20 protein-coding genes are annotated in these 22593 nt (G+C 68.8%); 5 read left to right on the top strand and 15 right to left on the bottom strand.

The features are described from left to right. Positions 1-31: 31 nt before the first annotated feature. From ACIRQP_RS18890 to ACIRQP_RS18870, 5 genes are all read right to left on the bottom strand, one after another. Positions 32-418, bottom strand: coding sequence for a hypothetical protein (locus ACIRQP_RS18890; protein ID WP_403891031.1), 387 nt, complete (start codon positions 416-418; stop codon positions 32-34). 76 nt (positions 419-494) lie between these two features. After that, complete coding sequence (locus ACIRQP_RS18885; RefSeq protein ID WP_403891028.1) at positions 495-785, bottom strand: hypothetical protein; 291 nt, start codon at positions 783-785, stop codon at positions 495-497. 14 nt (positions 786-799) lie between these two features. Continuing rightward, positions 800-1273, bottom strand: coding sequence for a carboxymuconolactone decarboxylase family protein (locus tag ACIRQP_RS18880; RefSeq protein ID WP_403891025.1), 474 nt, complete (start codon positions 1271-1273; stop codon positions 800-802). A 253-nt stretch (positions 1274-1526) separates the two neighbouring features. Then, complete coding sequence (locus ACIRQP_RS18875; RefSeq protein WP_403891022.1) at positions 1527-2093, bottom strand: snapalysin family zinc-dependent metalloprotease; 567 nt, start codon at positions 2091-2093, stop codon at positions 1527-1529. Between the two features lie 324 nt (positions 2094-2417). Continuing rightward, complete coding sequence (locus ACIRQP_RS18870; RefSeq protein WP_403891019.1) at positions 2418-3221, bottom strand: class II aldolase/adducin family protein; 804 nt, start codon at positions 3219-3221, stop codon at positions 2418-2420. Between the two features lie 99 nt (positions 3222-3320). Between ACIRQP_RS18870 and ACIRQP_RS18865 the strand changes: the two genes are divergently transcribed. From ACIRQP_RS18865 to ACIRQP_RS18855, 3 genes are all read left to right on the top strand, one after another. Continuing rightward, a complete protein-coding gene (locus tag ACIRQP_RS18865) occupies positions 3321-4127 on the top strand; it encodes a FadR/GntR family transcriptional regulator (protein WP_403891017.1) in 807 nt (268 codons plus the stop codon). A gap of 564 nt (positions 4128-4691) precedes the next feature. After that, on the top strand, positions 4692-6368 hold the full coding sequence (locus ACIRQP_RS18860) for a PP2C family protein-serine/threonine phosphatase (protein ID WP_403891014.1): 1677 nt from the start codon (positions 4692-4694) through the stop codon (positions 6366-6368). A gap of 311 nt (positions 6369-6679) precedes the next feature. After that, positions 6680-7681 (top strand): cupin domain-containing protein, encoded by a 1002-nt coding sequence (locus ACIRQP_RS18855; RefSeq protein ID WP_403891011.1) that lies wholly within the window; start codon positions 6680-6682, stop codon positions 7679-7681. Positions 7682-7783: 102 nt separating this feature from the next. Here ACIRQP_RS18855 and ACIRQP_RS18850 read toward each other — a convergent pair whose 3' ends face one another. The 10 genes from ACIRQP_RS18850 to ACIRQP_RS18805 form a co-directional block, all read right to left on the bottom strand. Then, a complete protein-coding gene (locus ACIRQP_RS18850) occupies positions 7784-8683 on the bottom strand; it encodes an AAA family ATPase (protein WP_403891009.1) in 900 nt (299 codons plus the stop codon). Between the two features lie 52 nt (positions 8684-8735). Continuing rightward, the gene (locus ACIRQP_RS18845) at positions 8736-9812 is read right to left on the bottom strand and encodes a cupin domain-containing protein (RefSeq protein ID WP_403891006.1); all 1077 of its coding nucleotides are present in this window, start codon (positions 9810-9812) and stop codon (positions 8736-8738) included. A 79-nt stretch (positions 9813-9891) separates the two neighbouring features. Further along, on the bottom strand, positions 9892-11121 hold the full coding sequence (locus ACIRQP_RS18840) for an MFS transporter (protein ID WP_403891003.1): 1230 nt from the start codon (positions 11119-11121) through the stop codon (positions 9892-9894). 114 nt (positions 11122-11235) lie between these two features. Next, positions 11236-12372 (bottom strand): ABC transporter ATP-binding protein, encoded by a 1137-nt coding sequence (locus ACIRQP_RS18835; RefSeq protein WP_403891001.1) that lies wholly within the window; start codon positions 12370-12372, stop codon positions 11236-11238. Positions 12373-12396: 24 nt separating this feature from the next. After that, positions 12397-14193, bottom strand: a complete 1797-nt coding sequence (locus ACIRQP_RS18830; RefSeq protein WP_403890998.1) for an ABC transporter permease — start codon at positions 14191-14193, stop codon at positions 12397-12399. Between the two features lie 6 nt (positions 14194-14199). Further along, complete coding sequence (locus ACIRQP_RS18825; protein ID WP_403890995.1) at positions 14200-15306, bottom strand: ABC transporter substrate-binding protein; 1107 nt, start codon at positions 15304-15306, stop codon at positions 14200-14202. A 40-nt stretch (positions 15307-15346) separates the two neighbouring features. Then, positions 15347-16423 (bottom strand): ABC transporter substrate-binding protein, encoded by a 1077-nt coding sequence (locus ACIRQP_RS18820; protein WP_403890993.1) that lies wholly within the window; start codon positions 16421-16423, stop codon positions 15347-15349. 589 nt (positions 16424-17012) lie between these two features. Beyond that, positions 17013-18605 (bottom strand): ethanolamine ammonia-lyase reactivating factor EutA, encoded by a 1593-nt coding sequence (locus ACIRQP_RS18815; protein ID WP_403890990.1) that lies wholly within the window; start codon positions 18603-18605, stop codon positions 17013-17015. Between the two features lie 113 nt (positions 18606-18718). Continuing rightward, on the bottom strand, positions 18719-19852 hold the full coding sequence (locus ACIRQP_RS18810; RefSeq protein ID WP_403890988.1) for an ethanolamine ammonia lyase-activating protein: 1134 nt from the start codon (positions 19850-19852) through the stop codon (positions 18719-18721). 165 nt (positions 19853-20017) lie between these two features. Beyond that, positions 20018-20776 (bottom strand): 2,3-diphosphoglycerate-dependent phosphoglycerate mutase, encoded by a 759-nt coding sequence (locus ACIRQP_RS18805; RefSeq protein ID WP_403890985.1) that lies wholly within the window; start codon positions 20774-20776, stop codon positions 20018-20020. 165 nt (positions 20777-20941) lie between these two features. Here ACIRQP_RS18805 and ACIRQP_RS18800 point away from each other — a divergent pair, with 165 nt between their 5' ends. Both ACIRQP_RS18800 and ACIRQP_RS18795 read left to right on the top strand, forming a co-directional pair. Further along, entirely contained in the window at positions 20942-21265 is a 324-nt protein-coding gene (locus tag ACIRQP_RS18800; protein WP_403890980.1) for a 2Fe-2S iron-sulfur cluster-binding protein, read from the top strand. Positions 21266-21306: 41 nt separating this feature from the next. Next, positions 21307-22593 (top strand): Rieske 2Fe-2S domain-containing protein, encoded by a 1287-nt coding sequence (locus ACIRQP_RS18795; protein WP_403890978.1) that lies wholly within the window; start codon positions 21307-21309, stop codon positions 22591-22593.

The raw sequence follows: 22593 nt of genomic DNA, 5'->3' as shown, positions 1-22593 counted from the left end.
ATAGGCACCTTGCCGCAGAGGCCGTCGTCGGCTACCGGTTGAGCTTCTCCATGACACGGTCGCGGAGAAGCTCGTACTCCTCATGGAGCCTGCGCCACTCGGTCTCCGGCGGGCGGGCAATGACGATGCCTCCGACAACGGTCTCCTCCGGCCCGAACTGCTCGCGGGTGAGGTCGATCTCGATGCCCATGCCCAGACGGTTCCACCAGTGGTAGTCCACCCGCTCCGCGTTGACGTGGACCTCTCCCCGGATCAACTCTCCTCCCAGCAGGTCATTGAGCACCATGGCGGTCACCCCGCACTGGTCCCGAGCCGGATTCTCCATGTTCCAGCGCGACCGGAACTCGGGCGTGCACGTCCTGGCACTCCAACTGCTGCGAATGGCTTGTTCGATGTCGGTGAGAAGCAATGGTGTCATGCCGCTGATCCTGCCAGCAGGCACTGACAACGGCCGGACGGCCTTGCTCTCTCAGGCTCGGTTGTCGCCCTCACCTCTACCAAGCGGCTGCCTGGAGCACGTGAATGGCGATGTCCTGAACTGACCGACCGTCCGTCGGGATCAGGACGGTGCCCACCGGAGCCTCAGCATCCAGACGCCGTGCCTTACGCAGGCTCCGCTCGATGTGAGCGGTCAGCTGGGACCCGATTTCCCGCCCGGCGAGCCGCTCTCTCACGGTGGCTTCCTTCTGGCAGAGCCTGGACCGGTAGGGCATGGTTTCGCCCTGGGCCCCGGTGAGGGATGCCCAGGGCGTGGCCTGCCGGTGCGAGACGGCACCGGCAGTCACTCCGACACTCCTCGTTATCCGAACTGTCCGGGCTGGTAGTCGCCGGCGGGCTGCTGGACGATGACGTTCATGCGGTTGAAGGTGTTGATGAGGGCGATCGCCAACACCAGGGCGCCGAGCTGTTCCTCGTCGTAGTGCTTGGCGGCGTCCGCCCAGGCCTCGTCGGTGACGCCGCCGGCCGCGTCGGCGATGCGGGTGCCCTGTTCCGCCAGCTCCAGGGCGGCGCGCTCGGCGTCGGTGAACACCGTGGCCTCCCGCCAGGCCGCGACCAGATTGAGGCGGGTGGCGGTCTCACCGGCGTGCGCGGCTTCCTTGGTGTGCATGTCGGTGCAGAAACCGCAGCCGTTGATCTGACTGGCGCGGAGCTTCACCAGCTCCTGCGTCGCGGCCGGCAGCGTCGAGTCCGAGAGCACCTTGCCCGCGGAGGCGATGTGCTTCAGGGACCGGGCCACGAGCGGGTTGCCGAAGAGGTTCAAGCGAGCATCCATGGTGCAATCCTTGCCGTTGTTGGTGATGACACCTCACTGACGGAACTGCTCGGGGAGACGTGACAGGACCGGATGTGATGCGCGTCTCACCTGCCGCACCGCGGCAAGGTCACCCATGGCGGACTTCAGGACCGCACCCCTCCCTCACGACCTGGTCCGGGCCGCTCGGCATCCCAGCACCGCGCACGCCTCGGAACGCGATCCGCGCTCCGAGGCGTACGGCCGCTCCGGCTCGGGGGTCCCGTGCCGCGTGTCAGTCCACGATCAGGACGTTGAGCGGCACCGCTCCGGCCGTCGGCGCGAACGCGCCGCCGAAGTTGCCCTCGACCTCCGCCTTCTCAGCCGTGTTCGGGTAGGGGTTCGTGCAGGTGGTTCCCGCGCTGGAACCGGACATCAGGCTCGAACAGGGGCCGGGCTTGCGGTCCGGCAGGCCCAGAATGTGGCCCAGTTCGTGAGCCGAGATGCGGATCGTGTTGTGGCCCTGGTCCACCGCCTGCCGCCCGATGTAGACGGTTCCGTTGCCGAGTGACGTGGTGATGGCCCGGGGCCAGCCGTCGTCCGCCAGGACCCGTATGTTGGCGCGTTGTCCGGCAGCGGCCGGTCGTAGTTCGACAGCGTCGACGCTTTCGTTCCAGATTGCCGCGCCCCGGTCGACCGCGGACCTGAATTCCGCGGAACCGCCGGCGTCGTAGGTGACAACACGCGCGGCCAAGGCTCGGTCCGCGTCCGCGGAAGGAGCGGCCACGGCCTGGCCACCCATCAGAGAAAGGGTCAGGGCCAGGGCGGCAGCGAACCCGCTGGTCAGCTTGCGGACGTGCATGGTCGACCTCCTTGCAGGAGAGTTAGTCGTGCACATGACATGACTTTCCTGCTCACTGCCCAGAGCGGAGTGACCCCAATCCGTCAATCCAGCCGCCGTGTCGGAGCGGGCGCCGGACGTCGATATCACCAGGACGAGCGCCGAGGCGAACCCAGGGTCGAGTGGAAGAACTGCGCCCGGACCGCCCCCATCACCACCTGATACCCCATCAAATCCCGGACGCTCCGGGCTTCGACGGGTGGAGCACCCCGAGTCGGAAGCAACTCGGTCGGCATCCCGTGCGCTCCGCGCTCGTCCTGGACCTCGAAGCGTCCCGGCCGGTGGTCAGCGCAGTGGGGTACTGGGACCCTCCTGCGCGGCCCGGGCTTCCAGGTGGTGCCACATCGTTGTGGTCGTGAACGAGGGGCCCAGGTCGGGGAGTTCGGCCAGGTCCTCGTCGCTGATCGGGCGGAGAGGGGCGCCGGTGGCGGCGACGGACAGGGTCATTTTCGCCAGTGAATTCACCGCCAGGGCCAGGGTGATGGCAGTGGCGACGGCATCGGCGGGATCGCCGGTGCCCACGGTCACCAGGCCGTGTCCTCTGAGTACCACCACCGGGCGGTCGCCGAGCGCGGCGGTCATCGGTGCGGCCAGATCGCGGCGGCGGATCAGGGCCGAGCGGGGCCAGACCGGGATGCCATCGCGGGCGAGGCGGGCGGCGGGGATGTCGTACGAGCCGACCAGCGGGAGCCAGGGGAGCCCGGCGACCGAGGCGGCGACGACCGCGGGCGGATGCGCGTGCACGACCGCGGTGACATCCGGCCGGGCGCGCAGGATCTCGGTGTGGAGGGGAAGTTCGTTGGGCGGCGCCCATCCGTCGGTGGCGCCGTGCTCCGCCCTGCGGCCGTCGAGGTCCACCTCCTGGACATCGTCGGCGACGGTGAAGGCCAGCCCCCGTTCCCGGGGCCCCCGTCCTCGTACCAACAGCCTCTCCGCGCCCACGCGCGCGCTGACGTGGCCGAGGATGTGCTCGACCAGTCCCGTGACGGCCAGCACCCGGCACGCCACGGCGACGCGTTCGCGCAGTGCCTCGTACTCGTACCCGTACTCCTCGCGCGGTGCCTCGTCACCCGGCACACCGTGGGTCATCGGGCGCCCTCCCGGCAACCTTGTTGGTATTTTGGTATGACCTTAAACCATTGGTCTCAGGGTCGTCAATCGAGCGTCCCGTCATGGGACACTGTGCGCATGCCAACCCGACCCAGGAGCCAGCCTTCGGCAGCTCAAACCGGTGGCGAGACGCCTGCCGGGCGACTTCCCGTGCCCGAAGAGCTGTTCAAGACCGTTTCCTCCAGCCGTGTCTCGCAGGTCATCGTCGATCAGATCCGGCTTCTGCTGAAGGAGGAGCGGCTGAAACCCGGCGACCGACTGCCCAGTGAGCGCGAGCTGTGCGTGCACTTCGGGGTCAGCCGGGTGACCGTACGCGAAGCGCTTCGCATCCTTGAGGCGAGCGGACTCGTGGAGATCCGGGTCGGTGCCCGGGGCGGCGCCTTCGTCACCACGCCGGACGCGCGTCAGGTGGGGGAGGGTCTCGCCACCCTGCTGTCCCTGTCGCCGCTCACCGCCGCCGAGGTCACCGAGGCGCGCCTCGTCGTCGAGCTGGGCATCGTCCCCCTGATCGTCGAACGGGCGACACAGGAGGACCTGGACGCCCTGCGGGCGATGTGCGACGAGCATGCCGAGGCGCTGGAGCGCGGCGAGTACACCATGGAACTGTCCGCCGACTTCCACACCCGTGTCGCGGCCTGTACGCACAACGCCGCGATCAAGATGCTGGTGGAGTCCTTCCACGGCCCGCTGCTGATGAGCCTGAGGCAGGCCCAGACCGTCGAGCCGCAGATGGGCCGGCTCGGCTCGAAGGAGCACCGGGACTTCGTCGAAGCCGTCGCCGCACGCGACCTCGACGCCGCGACCGCGACCATGAACGCCCACCTTCAGCGGACGGCGTCCCGTGTCAAGGACGAACACACGGAAGGTGGCGCTGCCACGGACTGACACCTATCCGGCCGGCACCCACGGAGCACCCGTCGAGCCCCACCGGCGCCCCATGACGATACCCCGTCATGGGGCGCCTTTCTGTGTGCCCGGAGTCTCCAACGATCTGGTTCGCCCAGCGCCGAGTCTCAGCAACTTTCAGGGGTGGGCAGGGGTGGGCCCTGTCAAGCGGCCGCAGACGCGAGGCATAGTTGAACGATGGCCGCTTGTGACCCTTTCGTACCCTCGGTAAAAGAGGTGGTCCCCGGCTCGGTCGACGTCCTGGCGGTTGTAGGTGCCGATCGGACGGTGGCCGTGTGGACCGCGTCCGCCGAGCGCCTTTGGGGCTATTCGGTCGATGAGGCGCTCCATCGCCCCGCTGAGGGGTTGTTGGCATCGGGCGGCCCTGCTCCTTCCGACGTCTTCGCGGGTGACCTGTGGTCGGGGCGTGCGCGGGTCAGCCGCCGCAACGGCATCGAGGCATCCGCGGATCTTCGGGTCGTTCCCCTGAGCGCCGATGGCGGCGCGGGATGGCTCGTGTGGGGGCTTGATCCGTCGGCCCGCCCTGGGTTGGAGCCGGCGGTCTTGAACAGCTTCTTCGCCTATGCGCCGATCAGTCTGGCCGTCTGGGACCGGGACCTGCGTTGCCTATGGTTCAACCCCAGCGTCCACAACCAGGACATCTACCGCTCTGGTCCGGTGGTGGGCGGCCACGTCACCGACCTGGTGGACGCCCGTCACCCCGAGTTCGTGGAATCCACCATGGCGGAGGTGCTGGAGAGCGGCGTGCCGCTGCTCGGGCACGCGCTGTGGCCGACCCCGAGAGCGAAGCGCACAGCCCACTACTACTGGATCGCCATCGTTCGACTCGGCGGGCCGGATGACCGGTCAGTGGGCGCGTGTTCGCTGGTTGTGCAGGTCAGCGGCGGGCGGGAGAGCGGGCGGATGGCCTTGCTCAGCGAAGCGGAAAGCCGCATCGGTACCAGTCTCGACCCGATGGTCACCAGCCAGGAACTGGCGGAGACCGCGGTGTCGAACGTGGCCGACCACGTCACGGTCGACCTCGTCGATGCCGTGACACTGGGGAAGGAGCCGCTGGAGCACCTCACGTCCACCGACACCAGCATCTCCGGCTTCTACCGTGGCGGGGTCGCCTCCCTCCATGGCGACCTGCGCGAGTCCCTCTGGGCGCCCGGAACGCCGGTCTTCGTCCCCCCGGCATCCCCTTTCACCAGCGTGCTCAGCAGCCGGACATCCCACTTCGAGCCTGTCCTCGACACCTCTCGCGGCACCTGGCTCGACAACGACCCGTTCCGCGCCGGGATCATTCGCCGGACCGGGATGCACTCTCTGATGATCGTCCCCCTGCAGGCCCACGGAACGACACTCGGCATCGCCCAATTCTGGCGCTATGAGAACCCGGTCCCGTTCAGCAGAGCCGACCTCGTCCTCGCCGAGGCTCTCGCGGCTCGGGCATCCGTGAGCCTGGACAACGCCTTGCGCTACACACGCGAGCGAACGGCAGCCCTCGCGATGCAGCGCGATCTGATGCCGCACCGTCTCTCCGGTGGCAGCGCGGTCGAGGTGGCCTCCCGCTACCTGCCCGCGGATGGCGGCGTCGGCGGGGACTGGGTCGACGTCATCCCGCTGTCCGGCGCCCGCGTCGCGTTGGTCGTCGGAGACGTCCTCGGTCACGGCATCAACGCGGCAGTCACCATGGGGCGCCTTCGCGCCATGGTGCGCGCGCTCACCAAGTTGGAGGTGCCGCCCGACGAACTGCTGGCCCTCATGGACGAACTCGCCGTCGACATCGCCCGTGACCGATTCGACGACGACAGTTCCACGTCGTCGTCGATGGTCTGGGCCACCTGCCTGTATGGCGTGTACGACCCCTCGACCCGGCGCTTGACCATGGCCAGTGCCGGTCACCCTCCGCCCGCGATCGTCTCCCCGGGCGGAGCGGTCGACTTCGCCGACGTGCCACCGGGCGCACCACTCGGGGTGGGCATGGGCTCCTTCGGAGAGGCGATCGAGGTGGAGCTGGCGGAGGACAGCGTGATCGCGCTGTACAGCGACGGTCTGATAGAGACTCGCGACCGCGACGTCGACGAGGGACTGGAGCGGCTGCGCGCGGCGCTCGCGTGCCCCGTCCCTGTCCTGGACGACCTGTGCGCATCGGTCGTCGCCACTCTGGTGCCCCATGGCCCGTCCGACGACGACATCGCCCTTCTTCTCGCGAGAACCAACGCCTCCGGCGACTGAGATCGGCTGCCTGCCCGGCTTGGACGCAGACGTTGTCGTGGAACCCACGTGTGTGCACGCGGATGGGCTCGCCGCCGCTTCCGGACCGTCAGCCACAGGGATCGCACGCCCGGCGGATGAGGAGCCTGCCCAGATGCCAGCCTGCCCAGATGCCTCACACAGACCGAGGCTGCCTCAGCTTCGGAGGGACGGGACATCCGGAGGCCGGGCCGTTCCAAGGGGTGACGGGCGACCTCGCAGGTATTATGGTTAGACCACTGAACCGAACTGCAGATGACGCACCACTATGCCCGCACAGCACAGGAGGACCCATGGGAGCGAAAGGACGAGTCTTCGTCCGCGGCCTGACGTCCGAGACCTACGGTCTCGACGAATTCCGCCAGCGGCAGCTCGCGGTGGAGAGAGTGCGCGACGACTCGGTGGTCGTCGACGACGCCAAGGTCGGCCACTCCGGCGACAGCGAGCAGTCCCGTACCTGGTGGCGTGTCGGCCCCGGTGACGAGGACTTCCTCACCCAGACGATCCAGGTCCACTTCGTGGAACTTCCGCCCGAGTCCAGCAATCACGGACACGGTCACCAGAACGAGGCGGCCTTCTACATCCTGCGCGGGCGCGGTTACGAGATCCACGACGACCAGCGCTACGACTGGGCCAAGGACGACCTCGTCTTCGTCCACACCGACTCCGTCCACCGCCACTTCAACCCGTACGGCGAGACGGCCACCGCACTGGTCGTCAAGGCCAAGAGCACGTGGATGTTCATGGGCCTGTGGCAGCAGGGCCGCAGCGGCCCGGTGAAGCGTGAGGCCGAGTTCGGGCCCCGCGAGGACTGGTCCAGCATCTGGACCCCGGGTGTCCTGGACCGCAAGAAGGTCATCAGCCCGGCGGACACCAAGTGGGAGAACACCCCGCTCGGCCGGGTCCGGGTGATGTCCTCCCCGGAGCGCACCGACGCGCGGATCTTCTCCGTCGACGCCTTCGAACTCGACATCCCCGCCGGCAGCCGCTCGGGCAAGTACTGGAAGATGGCCGACGAGGTCTTCTACGTCCTCGAAGGCGGCGGCTACGCCCTCCAGTGGGAGGTCGAGGCCGAGATCGCCGAGAAGTACTACGCGCGGATCGCCCTGGAGCCCACCCGGTACGAGATCACGCAGGGCGACACCCTCTACGTACCGCAGAACCACATCTGCCAGCTCTTCGCCGCCGACGGCACACCGCTGCGCGTCTTCTCCTCGCAGAACCGTGTCTTCAAGCACCTCGGTTACGACAACGTCCACTTCCTGGAGGACGCTCCCGAGTACAGCGAGCGGTAACGGCCGAAACGCCCGCCACGCACGAGGCCGCGCCCCCCGGTCGGGGGACGCGGCCTCGTCGTGCGTTCACACTCGCGTACGTTTCACACACCGGCCCGGGGCTCACACACCGGCCCAGGGCCCGCCCGCCGCGCTCTCCTCCGCCGCCGCGATCAGATCGTCCGCCCCCAGCAGGGACGGTTCACGCGCGGTCTCCAGCCGCAGGGCGAGGGCGCCGTGCACCGTCTTGCGTATGCGCCGTCCGTCCAGACCGGTGAGCAGTTCGCCCACACGCCGGTGCACCGCGTTGTCCTCGGCCAGCGGCCCCAACGCGGGCCACTGCGCCGCGAGTTCACGCAGCGAGTCGGCCACGATCAGGGGGATCACGGACTCGTCCGGCAGAGCGGTCCGTACGACCAGGTCGGCGCGGGAGAGGAAGGCGTCGTCGACCGCCTCGGCGAAGTTCGTCGTGACCACCAGCAGTGTGCCGGGGCGCTCGGCGCGCAGCGTGTCCAGCCCGCTGAGGACGGCATCGGTCGCCCGGTGGACATCGACGGGATTGGTGTCGAACGAGGCGGCCTGCCGGCGCACCGCCAGCGCCTCCACCTCGTCCACGAGGACCACGGTGTGCGGACGGCGCGCGGCCAGTTCCGGCAGGGTGTCCCGGAAGAGCCGGGACACCGAGCGCTGACTCTCGCCCAGCATCTCGCTGGGGAAGGCGTGCGGATCGACCTCGACCAGAGTGGTCGCGCCGTGCGGCGCCAGGGTCCGCGCGGCGGCCTGCGCGAGGCCTTGGGCCAGGGTCGTCTTGCCCGTGCCCGGTGGCCCCGCCAGGACGATCAGACCGTGCGGGGCCACGGCGGAGCCCGCGAGCCGCGCCCCGTGCCGGAGCACGAGGACAGCGGTCGCGAGCAGCCGTTCCTTGACCCGGGGATCGGTGATCACCGCGTCCCACGGGCCGTCGTGGTGCCCGGCGGGCAGGGCATGGATCCCCGCCACACCGTGTGGCAACGCCACTGTCACCTCGTACACCTTCCGTTCGCGCCCACCGCGCTCCTGCTCATGACGCGAGCGCTCATGGCCAGGTGGGCCGCTGCAGCGGCGGCCACTCGATGGTCGTCGGGTCACCGGCCTGGGCGTCCCGGATGTGGTCCGGCGGCTCCTCGAAGAGCACCAGCGGATCGCACAACGCCCGCATTGTCTCCAGCAGGCTGTCGAACATATGGATGCGCACCACCTTCGCCGTCTGCGACGGGTCGGTGTTGATGTGCTGGTGCCACAGGAAGTGGTCGACGACGATCAGGTCGCCCTTCTTCCAGGGGTGCCGCTCGCCGCCCTCCGGCTCGGTGCCCAGATAGCTCTCGCCCGAGCCCTCCACCACATAAAGCCAGGCCTCGCCCGGGTGCCGGTGCATCGACTGGGCGCGGCCCGGCCCGATTTCGAACATGGCCATGGTGATGCCCGAGGCCTGGTAGCCGATGGCCCGGTCGAGCAGGAAGGTGGTACGGGTGCCGCGCGGGGTGTTGCGCAGTTCCAGCTCGTCCCAACTCGTGTGCAGCCGTCCCGAGCGGCGGGCCCGCTGGTCGCGGGCGAGCCGGCGAAGCCGCGCCGCGTACGGGTCGGCCCCGTCGCGTCCCTCGGAGTACGGCGGGCGCGGCGGGAGTTCCTCCCAGGGAGTGTGTCCCGCGTCCTCGATGACGGCCATGCCCATCGTCTCCAGGAGCGGTTCACTGGAGAAGGTCAGATACCGGGCGGTCGCGTCCCCCGGCTCCCCGGCATTGCCACTGCGGTGCCAGGACCAGGCCGGGAAGTGCAGCGAGTCGCCCGGCCCCCACTCGATGTGCTCCCCGTCGATCTCCGACCAGCCGTGCCCGGCCACCACGAACACCATGGCGTCCCACGAGTGCCGGTGTGTTGTGCTTGTCGTCCCGGGGTCGAGTTCATGGACCAGGGCATCCATGGTGCGGGTCGGCCGGTCGCCGTCGGCGCCGACGTACACCCCCACCCTGCTGCCGCGCGAGGTGGGATGGGTCTCGACGTCCTCGTGCGCGACGACGGTGCGGTGGTTCTTCCGCCACTCCTCGATGAACTGGGCGCGGCGGCGTTTCTGCACGTGGTAGTGGGTGGTTTCGGTCGTGGTGTGCGTACTCATGGTGCCTTCCCGGTGTCGATGGGCGGGAGATGTACGACGAGAGGTGTACGAGAGGTATGAGGAGGAGGGGCGCGGCGGGTCAGGGGGAGGCGGGCTGCGCCTTCGGCACGCTGTAGTCGCGGACCGTACGGCTGCCGAGGGCGCTCAGCCCGGACGCGGCGGCGGGGACCAGGCCGCCGAGCGTGAGGGTGAGTACGGGACCCGCCACTCCGGCGAGCGCGCCGATCACCGAGTCCCCGATCGCGGGACCGCCCCGCGAGCACATCTGGTAGATGGCGGAGACCCGTCCGCGCAGTGTGTCCGGTGTTTCCACCTGCACCGCGGCATGCCGGACGGTGGTGGCGAGCGCGTCCGCGGCGCCGAGGGCGAGGGCCATCACGATCGCCACCGGGAACACCCGGGACTGCGCGAGACCCGTCACGGCCAGCCCGTACGCGGCCGTGCCCCACAGGACGATCCGGCCCGAGCGCGCCGTACGCACCAGCTTGAAGACCCATACGGAACCGATCAGCGCCCCCGCCGAGGGCGCGGCGCTGAGCAGACCGTACCCGGTGGCTCCGGTGTGCAGAACGTCCGCGGCGAACGCGGGCAGCAGCACCCTGTAGGCGCCGAACACCGTGGCCGCCAGATCGAGCCCCATGAGCTGCCATACCAGCGGCTTGTGGCTGACGTACGCCACGCCCTCCCGCAGGCTCTCCAGCAGCGACCGCCGCTCGTCGGCCACGGCCAGCGGCGGAACCCGCAGCACCGCGAGGACGGCGACGAGCGCCCCGTACGTCACGGCGTCGAAGACATAGACCGCGCCGGGCCCGCCGGCCGCGATGAGCAGACCCGCGAGCGCCGGGCCCACGAGAACCGCCAGTTCGCGCGAGGGGTTGAGCAGGGCGAAGGCGTCGACGAGCCGCTCCCTCGGCACCATCGCGGGGATCAGCGCCTGGCGGGCCGGCTGGTCGAAGGTCGCCGCCGCCGTGGCCAGCAGCGAGGAGACGACGACCGTCCAAACGGTGGCCGCGTCGGCGAGGGTGACGGCGGCGAGCCCCACCGACACGACGAGTGCCAGACACTGGGTCACCTGCAACAGGCGCCGCCGGTCGAGCCGGTCGGCGTAGATCCCGCCGAGCGGCGACAGCACCAGCAGGGCGACGGCCTGCGCGAGGCCGACGAGGCCCACCTGCGCGGTGGAGCCGGTGAGTTGGTAGACCTGGTAGAGATTGGCGGCGATGGCTCCCCGCGTCCCGATCTGGGACAGGATCACACCGCTCCAGTAGAGGGTGAAGTCGCGGTTGCGCAGCACCTCGGGTATCGCCATGCGGGACACTACGCCTCTCCCTTGTTCCGGCGTCCGCTCCTGGGCCGGTGTGACCGGGCGGCTCTTCCGGGGCCGGGCCGGTCCCGGAAGAGCCGCACAGGTGCCACGTACATCTCAGTCGACCGGTACGAGCGTGACCTTCTCCGGTGCCACGGTGAGATGCACCTCGGTGCCCGGTGGTATCGACACCGTCGGGTTGGAGCGGCTGCGGATCTCCAGGTCGCCGACCCCGGTGATGTGATCGATGGCATCGCCGAGGAAGGCACGCGTACGGACCTTCCCCGACCACTCGTTGGGCACATTGCCCCGCGGTGTGGTGGAGACATCGATCGACTCCGGCCGGATCGACAGCAGAACCGAGTCCCCCGCGGCGGGCGTCTTCGGACAATCCCGGGCCACCAGCCGCCCCTGTGTGGTCTCGACGGTCACCTCGTCGCCCGTCACCGACACCACCTTGGCCTCGATGAAGTTGGACGAGCCGATGAACTCGGCGACGAACCGGGTGGCCGGCTTGGTGTAGATCTCGCGCGGCTTGCCGATCTGCTCGATGCGCCCCTTGTTCATCACCGCTATCCGGTTGGACATCACCAGCGCCTCGGACTGGTCGTGGGTCACATAGATCGCGGTGAGGTTCAGCTCCCGCTGGAGCCGCTTGAGTTCGAAGCGCATGCTCTCGCGCAGCTTGGCGTCCAGATTGGAGAGCGGCTCGTCGAGCAGCATCAGCTCCGGCTGCGTCACCAGTGCCCGCGCCAGCGCGAGGCGCTGCTGCTGGCCGCCGGAGAGCTTGGTGGCCGGCCGGGAGGCGTACGCGCCCAGTTCGATCACTTCGAGCACCTGCTGGACGCGCTCCTCGATCTCTTTGCGCTCCGGCCGTTTGGCACGGGGCATCACATCGAGCGGGAACGAGACGTTCTTGAAGACCGACATGTGCGGCCAGATCGCGTACGACTGGAAGACCATGCCGAAACCACGACGGTTGGCCCCCAGATTGATCCCCTTCGCGGCGTCGAACAGCACCCGGTCGCCGAGGCTGACCCGGCCGGCCGTGGGGTGTTCGAGGCCCGCGATGGAGCGCAGGGTCGTGGTTTTGCCGCAGCCGGACGGACCGAGCAGCGTGAACAGCTCACCGTCGTGCACTTCGAAGTCGACCCCGTCGACGGCGAAGACACGGGTGCTGTCGGCGGACTTGCGGCGGCGTGCCGAGCCCGCGGACGATTCGTAGCTCTTGGCGAGGGATTCGACAGTCAGCATCCCTGGTGTCCCTTCGGGCAGGTGCTAGTTCGACGAGTCGCCCTGCAGCCCGAAGCGGGCTCCGAGGCGGTAGGCGATGGAGACGAGCAGGACGAGGATCAGGACCATGCAGACACCGAGCGCGGCGAGCGTGGTGAACTGGCCGTTCTCGAACTGCTCCCAGATCAGGACCGAGAGCACTTCCTTGCCGGGGCTGTAGAGCAGGATCGTGCTCGACAGCTCGCGGAAGGACACGACGAGGATGTAGACCCAGCCGGCCAGGATGCCGCTGCTCATCAGCGGCAGCAGCACCCGTCGGAAGGTCTGGAACCACGAGGCGCCCGAGACCGCCGCCGACTCCTCCAGTTCCGGCGACATCTGGGCCATCGCCGCGGACGAGTAGCGCATGCCGTACGGCAGATAGCGCGTGCAGTACGACACCAGCAGGATCAGCAGCGTGCCGTAGATCGGCAGCGGCATCCGCAGATAGACGAAGGAGAGCGCCAGGCCGAGGACCAGCCCGGGGATCACGATGGGGGTGAAGGCGAGCAGGTCGAGCACCCGCCGCCCCGGTGCCCTGGTGCGCAGCACCACCCAGGAGACGACCGAGGTCAGCAGCATGACCGCCGTGGCCGCGCCGACGCCGACGATCAGCGAGTTCTTCAGCGCGGTGAAGGCGAGGGGCATGTGCAGGACTTCGCTGTAGTTCTCCAGCGACATCGAGCTGAGCGTCTCTCGGGAAGGCGCGGCGTAGTACTTGAGCAGGGACGCGTAGACGAGGACCGCGACCGGCAGGACCACCGTGACCAGGAAGTACACGATCACTCCGGCGCCGACCCAGGGCCGCGCACGGCCCAGGTCCACCGGCCGGGGCCGGAACGCCTTGCCGGTCACCGTCTGGAAGTTGCGCGAGGAGCGCTGGAGCCAGCCGGAGAGGAGCACCCCGGCCGCCGCGATGACCAGCAGTCCGATGGCGAGGGCGCCGGCGGCCCCGTAGTCGATCGGATAGGCGCGCAGGACGAAGTAGATCCGGCTGGTGAAGACGTAGATGCCGTTCTGGAGCCCCAGTAGGCCCGGCACCTCGAAGCTCTCCAGCGACTGGACGAACATCAGCAGTGCCGCGGAGATCATCGCCGGACGCAGCAGCGGGACGGTGATCCGCCGCAGCACGGTGAGCCGCCGGGCCCCGGACATCGCGGCGGACTCCTCCAGCGAGGGGTCCATCGCCCGGAACGCGGCGACCATGAGGAGGAAGGTGACAGGGGCGAGATGCAGTCCCTGAACCCAGATCATGCCCCACACACTGAAGATGTTGACCGGCGAGATGCCGAACAGCGGTTTGAGGATCAGGGTGTTGATGACCCCGCTCGACGGGTCGCCGAGGAAGATCCACGAGGTGGCGTAGAGGATGCCGGGCACGATGAGCGGCACCATCGAGGCAGCGAAGAACAGTCCCTTGAAGGGGGTGTCGGTACGGACCTGGACATAGGCCAGCACCGTACCTAGCACCAGCGCCAGCGCCGCCGAGCCGAGGGCGAATCCCAGCGAGTTGAGCAACATCGAGCCGGCCTGGGAGTTGCCCCCGTAGGCGCGGCTGAACGCGCCGAACGAGACTCCGCTGCCGGTGGTGTTCAGAAAGGTGTCATGGATGAGATAGCCCAGCGGCACGAGGGCGAGATAGCCGACGATCAGAACGGCGCCGCCGACCAGGAGCCCCTGGAAGGAGAGCAGCCGCCGCAGCAGCCCCGCGATCCTTCCGGGGGAAGCGGGCTCGGGGGAGGCCCCCTTGCCCGGTGTTCCCTGGCCGCCCTGCGGGCTGGTGGCTGTGGAGGCGAGTGCCATCGCGCGTCACCGCCCCACCGTGTCGGTGCCGCGGAGCAGCGCGTCGTACTTCTCGTCCCAGATGGTGTCGTCCTTGGTCAGGCCCTCGACATCGAACGGTACGAGGGTGAGTCCCGCGACGCTCTTGTCGCCGGGGACCTTGGTGGAGGGGGTGAGGTGCAGGTCCACGAGGGTCTTCTGGCCGTCGGTGAGCAGCCAGTCGTAGAACAGCCAGGCGGTGGCCGGGTGCTGCGCGCCCTTGACCATGCCGACTCCGTTGGGCCGGGCGAAGGCGGGGATGGTGGAGACGCCGCTCGCGGGCAGATAGGTCACGGGCGCGCCGTCCTCGGCGGCCCTGGTGGTGATGTAGGTGTAGTTCATCGCCTCCATCGAGGTCTGGCCGGAGGTCAGGAACTGCATCATCGTGGTGTGGCCCTTGGCCACCTTGGAGTTGGCGGCGATCGCCTTCCAGAGGGTGTCCACCTCGGCCTGTGACTTTCCGTGATCGAGCCAGTACTTGGTGACGTTCTCGAACCAGTCGCTGTCGCTGACCTCCAGGGTGATCTTGCCCCGGTACTTGGGCAGGGCCAGGTCCTCCCAGCTCCGGGGCTCGTCACCGGGCTTGATCTTCGTGGTGTTCCAGGCGGGCTGGAACACGTTGAAGCGGGTGGCCGTCCAGTGGTCGAACTTCCCGGTCGGCTGGACCTTGTCGAGAGCGGAGCCGTTGTAGTCCGCGAGATGGCCCTGATCGGAGAGAATGGCCATCTCCGCGAAGTTGGTCTCGACGACGTCGGCCCCCGGGCGGCCGGCCTCCTGTTCCTGCAAGGTCCGCTGGAGGACCGTCTCCGAGTTGCCGCGGAAGACGCTGACGCGGATGCCGTACTTCTTCTCGAAGGCCTTGGCGATCGGGGTCGCTATGTCTGCGGTCATCGAGGTGTAGAGGGAGAGGGTGTTTCCCTCCTTCCTGGCCAGCTCCTCTGCCTGCGCGCGTTGCTCGGTGCCGGCCAGTCCCTGGAGCTGGCCGTAGACCTTGTCCGAGTCCGCGCCGGTCTGGCCCGGCATGCCGCCGCATCCCGCGACGAGTGTCGCGGCCAGCAGACAGGACACGGAGAAGGTCAAGTTACGGGTCCTCATACGGGTGCGCTCCTGTAAAGAGGTGCAAACGGTGAGTGGGTCAGCCGGCCTTGGGTACGCCGCGCAGCAGCGCGTCGTAGTCGGCGCTCCACCGGGTGCCGTCCGTCTCGGCGGACTTCGAGAGGCTGTAGGTGGTGGTGCCGGCCGGAATGGGGTCCTTGAACCCCGGTACGGACTTTGCGGCCGGGATACGCAGGGACTCGGCGATCGCCTTCTGCCCGTCGCCGAGAACCCAGTCGGTCCACAGCAGCGCTGCGGCGGGGTGCCGGGGGTGGGACATGAGGCCGACTCCATTGGGTCGCAGGATCACTGGTTCCACCACGGGTCGCCATGCCACGGGCGCGCCCTTCGCGGCGGCCTTGTCGACGGTGTGGCTGTATACGGACAGGGCGACGGCGAACTGTCCCGCACTGAGCAGTTCGCCCTGCACCGTGTGGCCCTTGATCACCTTGACATTGGCGGCGATCCTTTTGAAGAGGTCGTCCGCATCGGATTGGCTCATTCCCTGCTCTTCGGTGACGTACGTGTGCATCGACGCGTACCAGTCCCAGTCGCCGATCTCGACGGACAGCCTGCCTTTCCAGCGGGGATCGGCCAGGTCGGCGAAGTTCTTCGGCTCCTGGCCCTTCTGGACCAGGTTGGTGTTCCAGCCGATGACGAACGCGTTGAAGCGCTCAGCGGTCCAGCCGCCGAGCCCCTTCGCGGCGTCCCGGAGGCCGGCCACGGAGGGACCGTTGTACGGCGTGAGCAGGCCCTGCGAGTCCAGTGCGCGAAGTTCGAGGTCATTGGTGTCGACGACGTCGTTCTGCGGCTTATTGGCCTGGTTCTCCTGTGATATCCGCTGGAGAACCGTCTCGGAGTTGGCCCGGAACGCGTTGACCTTGATCTCCGGGTAGGCCTTCTTGAAGCCGTCGACGAGATCCTGGATATCGGTGTTCGAGGTGTAGAGGTCGAGCTGGGCGCCGTCCTTCTTCACGTCGGCGAGCAGCTTGTCCGTCCGCGCCTGTCCGGTCAGTGAGGCGTAGGGGGCGTAGGGGTCGGTGGTGGCGGCCCGGCCGCCGGGGGACTGGGACGTGGGGGAGGAACCGCAACCCGTGAGGATCAATCCGGCGGCCACAAGGCCGACCGTAAGAACACCATGTCGCATCGCACACTCCTGGGCGAAGCCGGTCGCGGGCCCTCATCGGCAGGCGAGTGAAGCGCGGGCGTTAAGGGAGGGGACCGGGCAGCGGGCTGTTCGTGCGGTTGAGATATCCGAGCGTTGCCGCTTGGGTCCCTGCATGAAACACCAAGTTCGGTCTTATGGTCTAACCATGCGACGACGGTGTTATCCCATTGTTACCAACGGATTATCGGGAGATTGACCAGATACGTTTCGGACATCTCGTCAGGTCTCTGGCAAGCCGTCGGGGTACCGGAGAACGCGGCCCGGGGCGTGTTCTGGAAGTGGCGTCGTCCGCCCGCGGGGCGGGGCTCGGGGCCGCCCCGCGGAGCGGCTGTTGTCACCGCGGTGCACTGCGGTCGCTTCGCTCGCTCCGTCTCGGCAGATGGAGCTGTCCTGCGGATGGCGGGCGCGATCGCACGGCGGACGATCGGCTTCGTTGACGGCTCGGACGTACGTGGACGTCGCCGGCAACGCGGCGAGCGTGCGTGCCGGGCGTCATGAGCCGGACGTACTTCTGAAACACGTCCCGGCGGTACCGGGGTCAGACGCGGGGATCCTCGCCGAAGACCAGGGACTTGATGGTGACGGGCACGGTGTTGGAGGGATGGCGGACGCGTCCGATGTCGATGTGGTCGAAGTCCCGCAGCCGCAGACCGTCGATGACCAGGAGCGGTCCGGTGACCCCGAGTTCGTCCCGGAGCAGTCTGCCGAGGGTCAGGGCGACATCGCCGTCGAGGACGATGAGCACGGCTCTGCCCCGTGCGGTGCGCTCGGCGAGCGCGTCCCGCAGACCCCGGGCGAAGGCCAGCAGTCGCTGATGGCTCGGCGGCCCGCTCCACGACAGGGCGACCGCTACTTCCGCATCGGCCGCCACCTCGTCGACGGCGGTCAGACGGTGGCGCACGGCGGCCTCGACCGCATCCGCGTCGACGCTCTTCCCGAGCGCGAGGACCGGACGTACGACCCGCAGATCACGGCGGGGCAGGAGGGCGCCCGGGTCGGAGACGAAGCCGGTGTTCCCGCTGAGCTGGACGCTGTACTCCGAGGCGCCCAGCGCGGTCGCGCGGATGCACTCGCCCGCGGGCAGCAGCGGGAAGGGCAGCGCGCCGGAGTCGACCCGGCGGCGCACCGCCCGGCCGAGCGGCAGCCCGAGATCCCCGAACCCCTCGTTCTGCCGCCCGTACACATACTCGGCGACCCCGCCCGAGAACATCACCCCGTCGATGGGGCCGGGCATCAGGAGCGGCGCCGTCAGGAGCAGCTCCGCGACCTCCGGCGGCGGAGGATCGCCGGTGACGGCCGCGACCAGCGCGTCCGCCATGGCCTCCGCGACCCGCCCGGCCTCCGCGGGGTGTGCGAGATCGCCCGGCTCCCAGTCGAACCCCGCCCGCGCCGCGTGACGCCGGCCGGCCGGATCGAGCCGTACGATCCGGCCCGCGTCGTCCATGACCTGGAGCCGCCCGCCGATGTGCACGGCGGCGGTCGACACCACCTCGCCCCGGTCGAGCACCGCCAGCTTGGTCGTGCCGCCGCCGATATCGATATTGAGGATGCGCTGCCCGGTGTCGTACGAGACCTTCGCCGCGCCCGAACCGTAGGCCGCGAGCATGGCCTCCATAGTGTGCCCCGCGGTCGCGGTGACCAGATCGCCGCCGCGCTCGGCGAGCACACCCGCGATGGCCTCGGCGTTGCGGCGGCGCAGCGCCTCCCCGGTGAGGATCACCACACCGGTGTCGACCGCGGCGGGATCCACGGCCGCGTCCCGGTACGCCCGGTCGATGACCGAGCCCAGCGCCTCGGCGTCGATGCGCTCGGCGCTCGCGTACGGGGTGAGGACGACGGGGGAGCGGTAGACGGTCTCCCTGCGCACGACGATGTACCGGCTGGTCAGGTCCTCGCCGATACGCCGCAGCAGCAGCCGGGAGAAGACAACCTGGGTGCCGGAGGACCCGATGTCCATCCCGACGCTGTTCAGCGAGACATTGTCCTGCTGCCAGATCGGGTTGTCCTCCAGCGCGCCGGGCTCCTCGTCGTCATGCGTATGCGCGTGTGCCGCGGTGTGTTCGTTGTGATGGTGGGTGTGGTGGCTGTGCTGGTCGGGATGGTCTGTGTTGTGCGGCCCGGCATGGCTCACGATGACGCTCCTCGTCGTGATCGCGGCGCGGCTCGGGCGGCCGAGTCCGCGCCCGTACGAGAGCGTGCGGCCCCCGGGGAGGCCGGGCCGCACACCCGGGGGGAAGCCGGACCTCAGCCGGTGACCGTGCCCTCCGGCAGGGGCGCGAGGGTGGGCAGTTCCGCCGCGTACACCTCGTCCATCCGCGGCTCCATGCCGTGCTTGGCCAGAGCCTCGCGGAAGGTCTCCCGTACCAGCTGCGACTCGTCGGCGTAGTCGATCTGGTCGCCGCCGACCCGCCGGCTGATCCAGGCCTTCGGCACCCCCTGCGCGTTGCGGATGGAGACCACCTCGTGCTTGAAGGCGAGATAGCGGCCCGGCTCGGGGCCGGTGTTGAAGTGCTGGTGGAACCACATGTTCGGCGGCACGATCAGCGAGCCGGGGCCCCATTCGTAGCGCCGCGGCTCCTCGCCCTCCGGCCACATCAGGCTGTAGCCCTCGCCCGACAGAATGATCACATGGGCGCCGGGACCGTGCCGGTGCCCCTTCTTGTAGGTGGCCGTCGGGAACTGCGAGATATGGCTGTTCATCGACCCCTTGGCCATCGCGAAGCGGATATGACCGCCGCCCGCGCCGCGCTCCTTCGCCTCGATCAGCGGCAGGCTGACGGCGTCGGCGACGAAGTTGGTGTCCAGCAGCAGGCCCTTCTGCTCGCCCCTGGGGGAGAAGTAGTCGGGCTCGCCGTTGAAGCGGTCCGGGAAGTCGTGCGCGGTGCCGAAGACGAAGTCCACATCGTCGTAGAGATTGATGACCGGAGGCATGTTCGTCGAGGAGACGAAGCGCGCGGTCTTCAGCCCGGAGCCGTTGAAGTGCTGGTGACGGGTGTTGAGCGGGATGGCGAAGATCGATCCGGCCTGCCATTCGAAGGTGACCTCGGCACCGGCGTCGTTCCACACCGTTGTCGAGCCCTGCCCGTCGAGGACGAGGATCATCTCTTCGAAGAGCTGCCGCTGGGGCGCCAGTTGGCCGCCCGCGGGGATCTCGCAGACATAACAGTCGTTCGAGGTGCGGGTGGCCTCGTGGTTGATGAACACACCCCGGCCACCGCGCCGCTCCCACGGCTTCAGTTCGACCGTACGCAGGTCGGGCACGTAGTGGGCGGCGATGATGTCCAGCCCCTCCGCGGCGACCCAGCGCGTATAGGGGGAGTCTTTTTCGGTGGCGAACTTTGCCGCCAGTTTGTCGTCGACGATTGCGTCCTGGGCCATACCACGGCCTTTCCTGGTCGGCTTCTCTGCCACGAGCATCTGGATTGGTAGAACCATAAGGCCACTGCTTTTTTGGTGTCAACGAGTCGTACGGGATCCGAGCGCGCAGGTCAGAGCCTTGGGTACGACAGGTCAGGGGTCTTGCCCGCGAAGGCTCGCAGAGGCTCAGGAGCCGGTACGACCGGTCGCCGGCGTGCTCCGGTGCCCCTCCCGGGCCACCGCGCGGGCGGCCTCGGCGGCGGTCACCGGATCGAGATAGCGGCCCCCGCGGGCAACCGGCGTGAGCCGCTCGTCGAGGGTGTAGAGCAGCGGGATGCCGGTGGGGATGTTCAGCTCCATCAGCTCGTCGCGGTCCAGCCCGTCGAGATGCGCGGCGAGGGCGCGGAGCGAGTTGCTGTGCGCCACGACCAGGACGGTCCGCCCGGCGCGCAGGTCGGGTGCGATGACCTCGCGCCAGTGGGGGAGCAGCCGGGCGCTGACATCGGCGAGGGACTCGGTGCGTGGCGCCCGCTCCTCGCCGGCGCCCGCGAGTCCCGGCTCGTCGTCGGGGTCGAGCGGTGGCGGAGCCACCTCGTACGATCGACGCCAGAGCCGGAACCTCTCCTCGCCGTACTCCCGCAGCACCGCGCTCTTGTCCTTGCCCTGAAGCGCGCCGTAATGCCGTTCGTTGAGCCGCGGGCTCCGGGTGAGCGGCACCTCGGGGCGGCCGAGCGCGGCCAGTGCGAGGGTGCCGGTGTGTACCGAACGCCGCAGTACGGAGGTGTGCGCGACGTCCGGGAGCAGTCCGGCGGTACGGAGCAGCCGGCCAGCGTGACGTGCCTGTTCCTCGCCGTGCGAGGTCAGATCCACATCGACCCAGCCGGTGAAGAGGTTTCTGGAGTTCCACTCGCTCTCGCCGTGGCGGAGCAGGATCAGCGTGTGCATGGGCCCGATTGTGAGCACGCGCGACGGTGGTCGCGCCACCTCCTTGTTCACCTCTCAGCAATCTGGTCTAATGGTCGGACCAAGGGCGGGATGGATGGCTCGGTGCCGCGTCCGTCGCTTCGGAAAAGACCAGCCCAGAGACCAGCCCTGAGAGGAAGTAGGACCTTGCCCAAGGTGATCTTCGTCGGCAGTGCCGGTTCCTCGCACACCGTCGACGCGACGGCGGGGGATTCGGTGATGGCGGCCGCGGTCAAGAACGGCGTCCCGGGAATCGTGGCGGAGTGCGGGGGCAACTGCTCCTGCGCCACCTGCCATGTCTGGGTACGGGAGGAGTTCGCGCCGCTCGTCGGCCCGCCCGGTGACATGGAGGACGACCTGCTCGACATGGGTGTGTCCGACCGCAGGAGCACCAGTCGCCTCTCCTGTCAGATCCGTGTCACTCCGGAGCTGGACGGGCTGACCGTCGACATTCCGCCCGAGCAGCCCTGAGCGCTCAGTACCCGAGGTCAGTACCTGAAAGGGAAACGGCTGTGCTAAGACAAGACATCAACGAGCTGCTGACGCAGACCGGTCCCGGAACCCCCATGGGGGAGTTGTTCCGGCAGTACTGGATCCCCGCGCTGCTGGCCGAGGAGCTTCCGGAGAACGACTCCCCGCCCGTACGCGTCAAGCTCCTCTCGGAGCGCATGATCGCCTTCCGTGACAGCGAGGGACGATACGGCCTGGTCGACGAATTCTGCGCACACCGCGGCGCCTCGCTGTGGTTCGGCCGCAACGAGGGATCCGGACTGCGCTGCCCGTACCACGGCTGGAAGTACGACGTCACCGGACAGTGCGTCGAGGTGCCCTCGGAGGCCGACAACAGCAGCTTCTGCCAGAACGTGCAGCTCACCGCGTATCCGCTCGTGAAGATCGGCGATGTGCTGTGGACCCATATGGGGGACGCGGCCACCCGGCCCGCTCTCCCGGAGTTCGAGTTCGCCCTGGTGCCGCCGGAGCAGACCTACACCTCCAAGCGCTCGCAACAGTGCAACTGGCTCCAGGCGTTCGAGGGGGGCATCGACTCCAGCCATGTCACCTTCCTGCACTCCGGCGGGCTGAAGACCGACCCGCTGTTCCGGGGCGCCAAGGGCAACGAGTACAACATGAACGACACCAAGCCGTTCTTCGAGGTCGCCGACAGCGACGGCGGGCTCTTCGTGGGCGCCCGGCGCAACGCGGAGGAGGGCACCTACTACTGGCGGATCACGCCCTGGGTGATGCCCAACTTCACCATGGTGCCACCGCGCGGCGACCACCCCATCCACGGCCACTTCTGGGTGCCGATCGACGACGAGAACTGCTGGGCCTACTCGTTCGACTACCACCCGGTCCGCGCGCTCACGGACGCGGAGCGCCAGGCGATGATCGACGGGCACGGTGTCCACAGCAAGAACATCCCGGGCACCTTCAGGCCCGAGGCCAATATGGACAACGACTATCTGATCGACCGTGAGGCCCAGAAGCGCGGCGACACCTACTCGGGGGTCGCGGGCATCGCCATGCAGGACGCCTCCCTCCAGGAGAGCATGGGGCCGATCGTGGACCGTACCCGGGAGCGTCTCGTACCCGCCGACAGCGGGATCATCAAGGCCCGGCAGAAGCTCCGCAAGGCCGTGACAGCCCTGCGGGACGAGGGAGTGACCCCGCCCGGGGTGGATCCCGCGCACCACAGGGTGCGGTCGGCCGCGGTGGTCCTGCCGCAGGCCGAGTCGTTCCTCGACTCGTGCCGCGAGGCGGTCAAGTCGGTGCCCGGCGTACCCCAGTCGTCGGTCTGA

Origin of the sequence: Streptomyces sp. NPDC102274 (genome assembly GCF_044766385.1) — a bacterium.
Taxonomy (GTDB): Bacteria; Actinomycetota; Actinomycetes; order Streptomycetales; family Streptomycetaceae; genus Streptomyces.
This window is presented reverse-complemented; position numbering and strand designations above follow the sequence as displayed.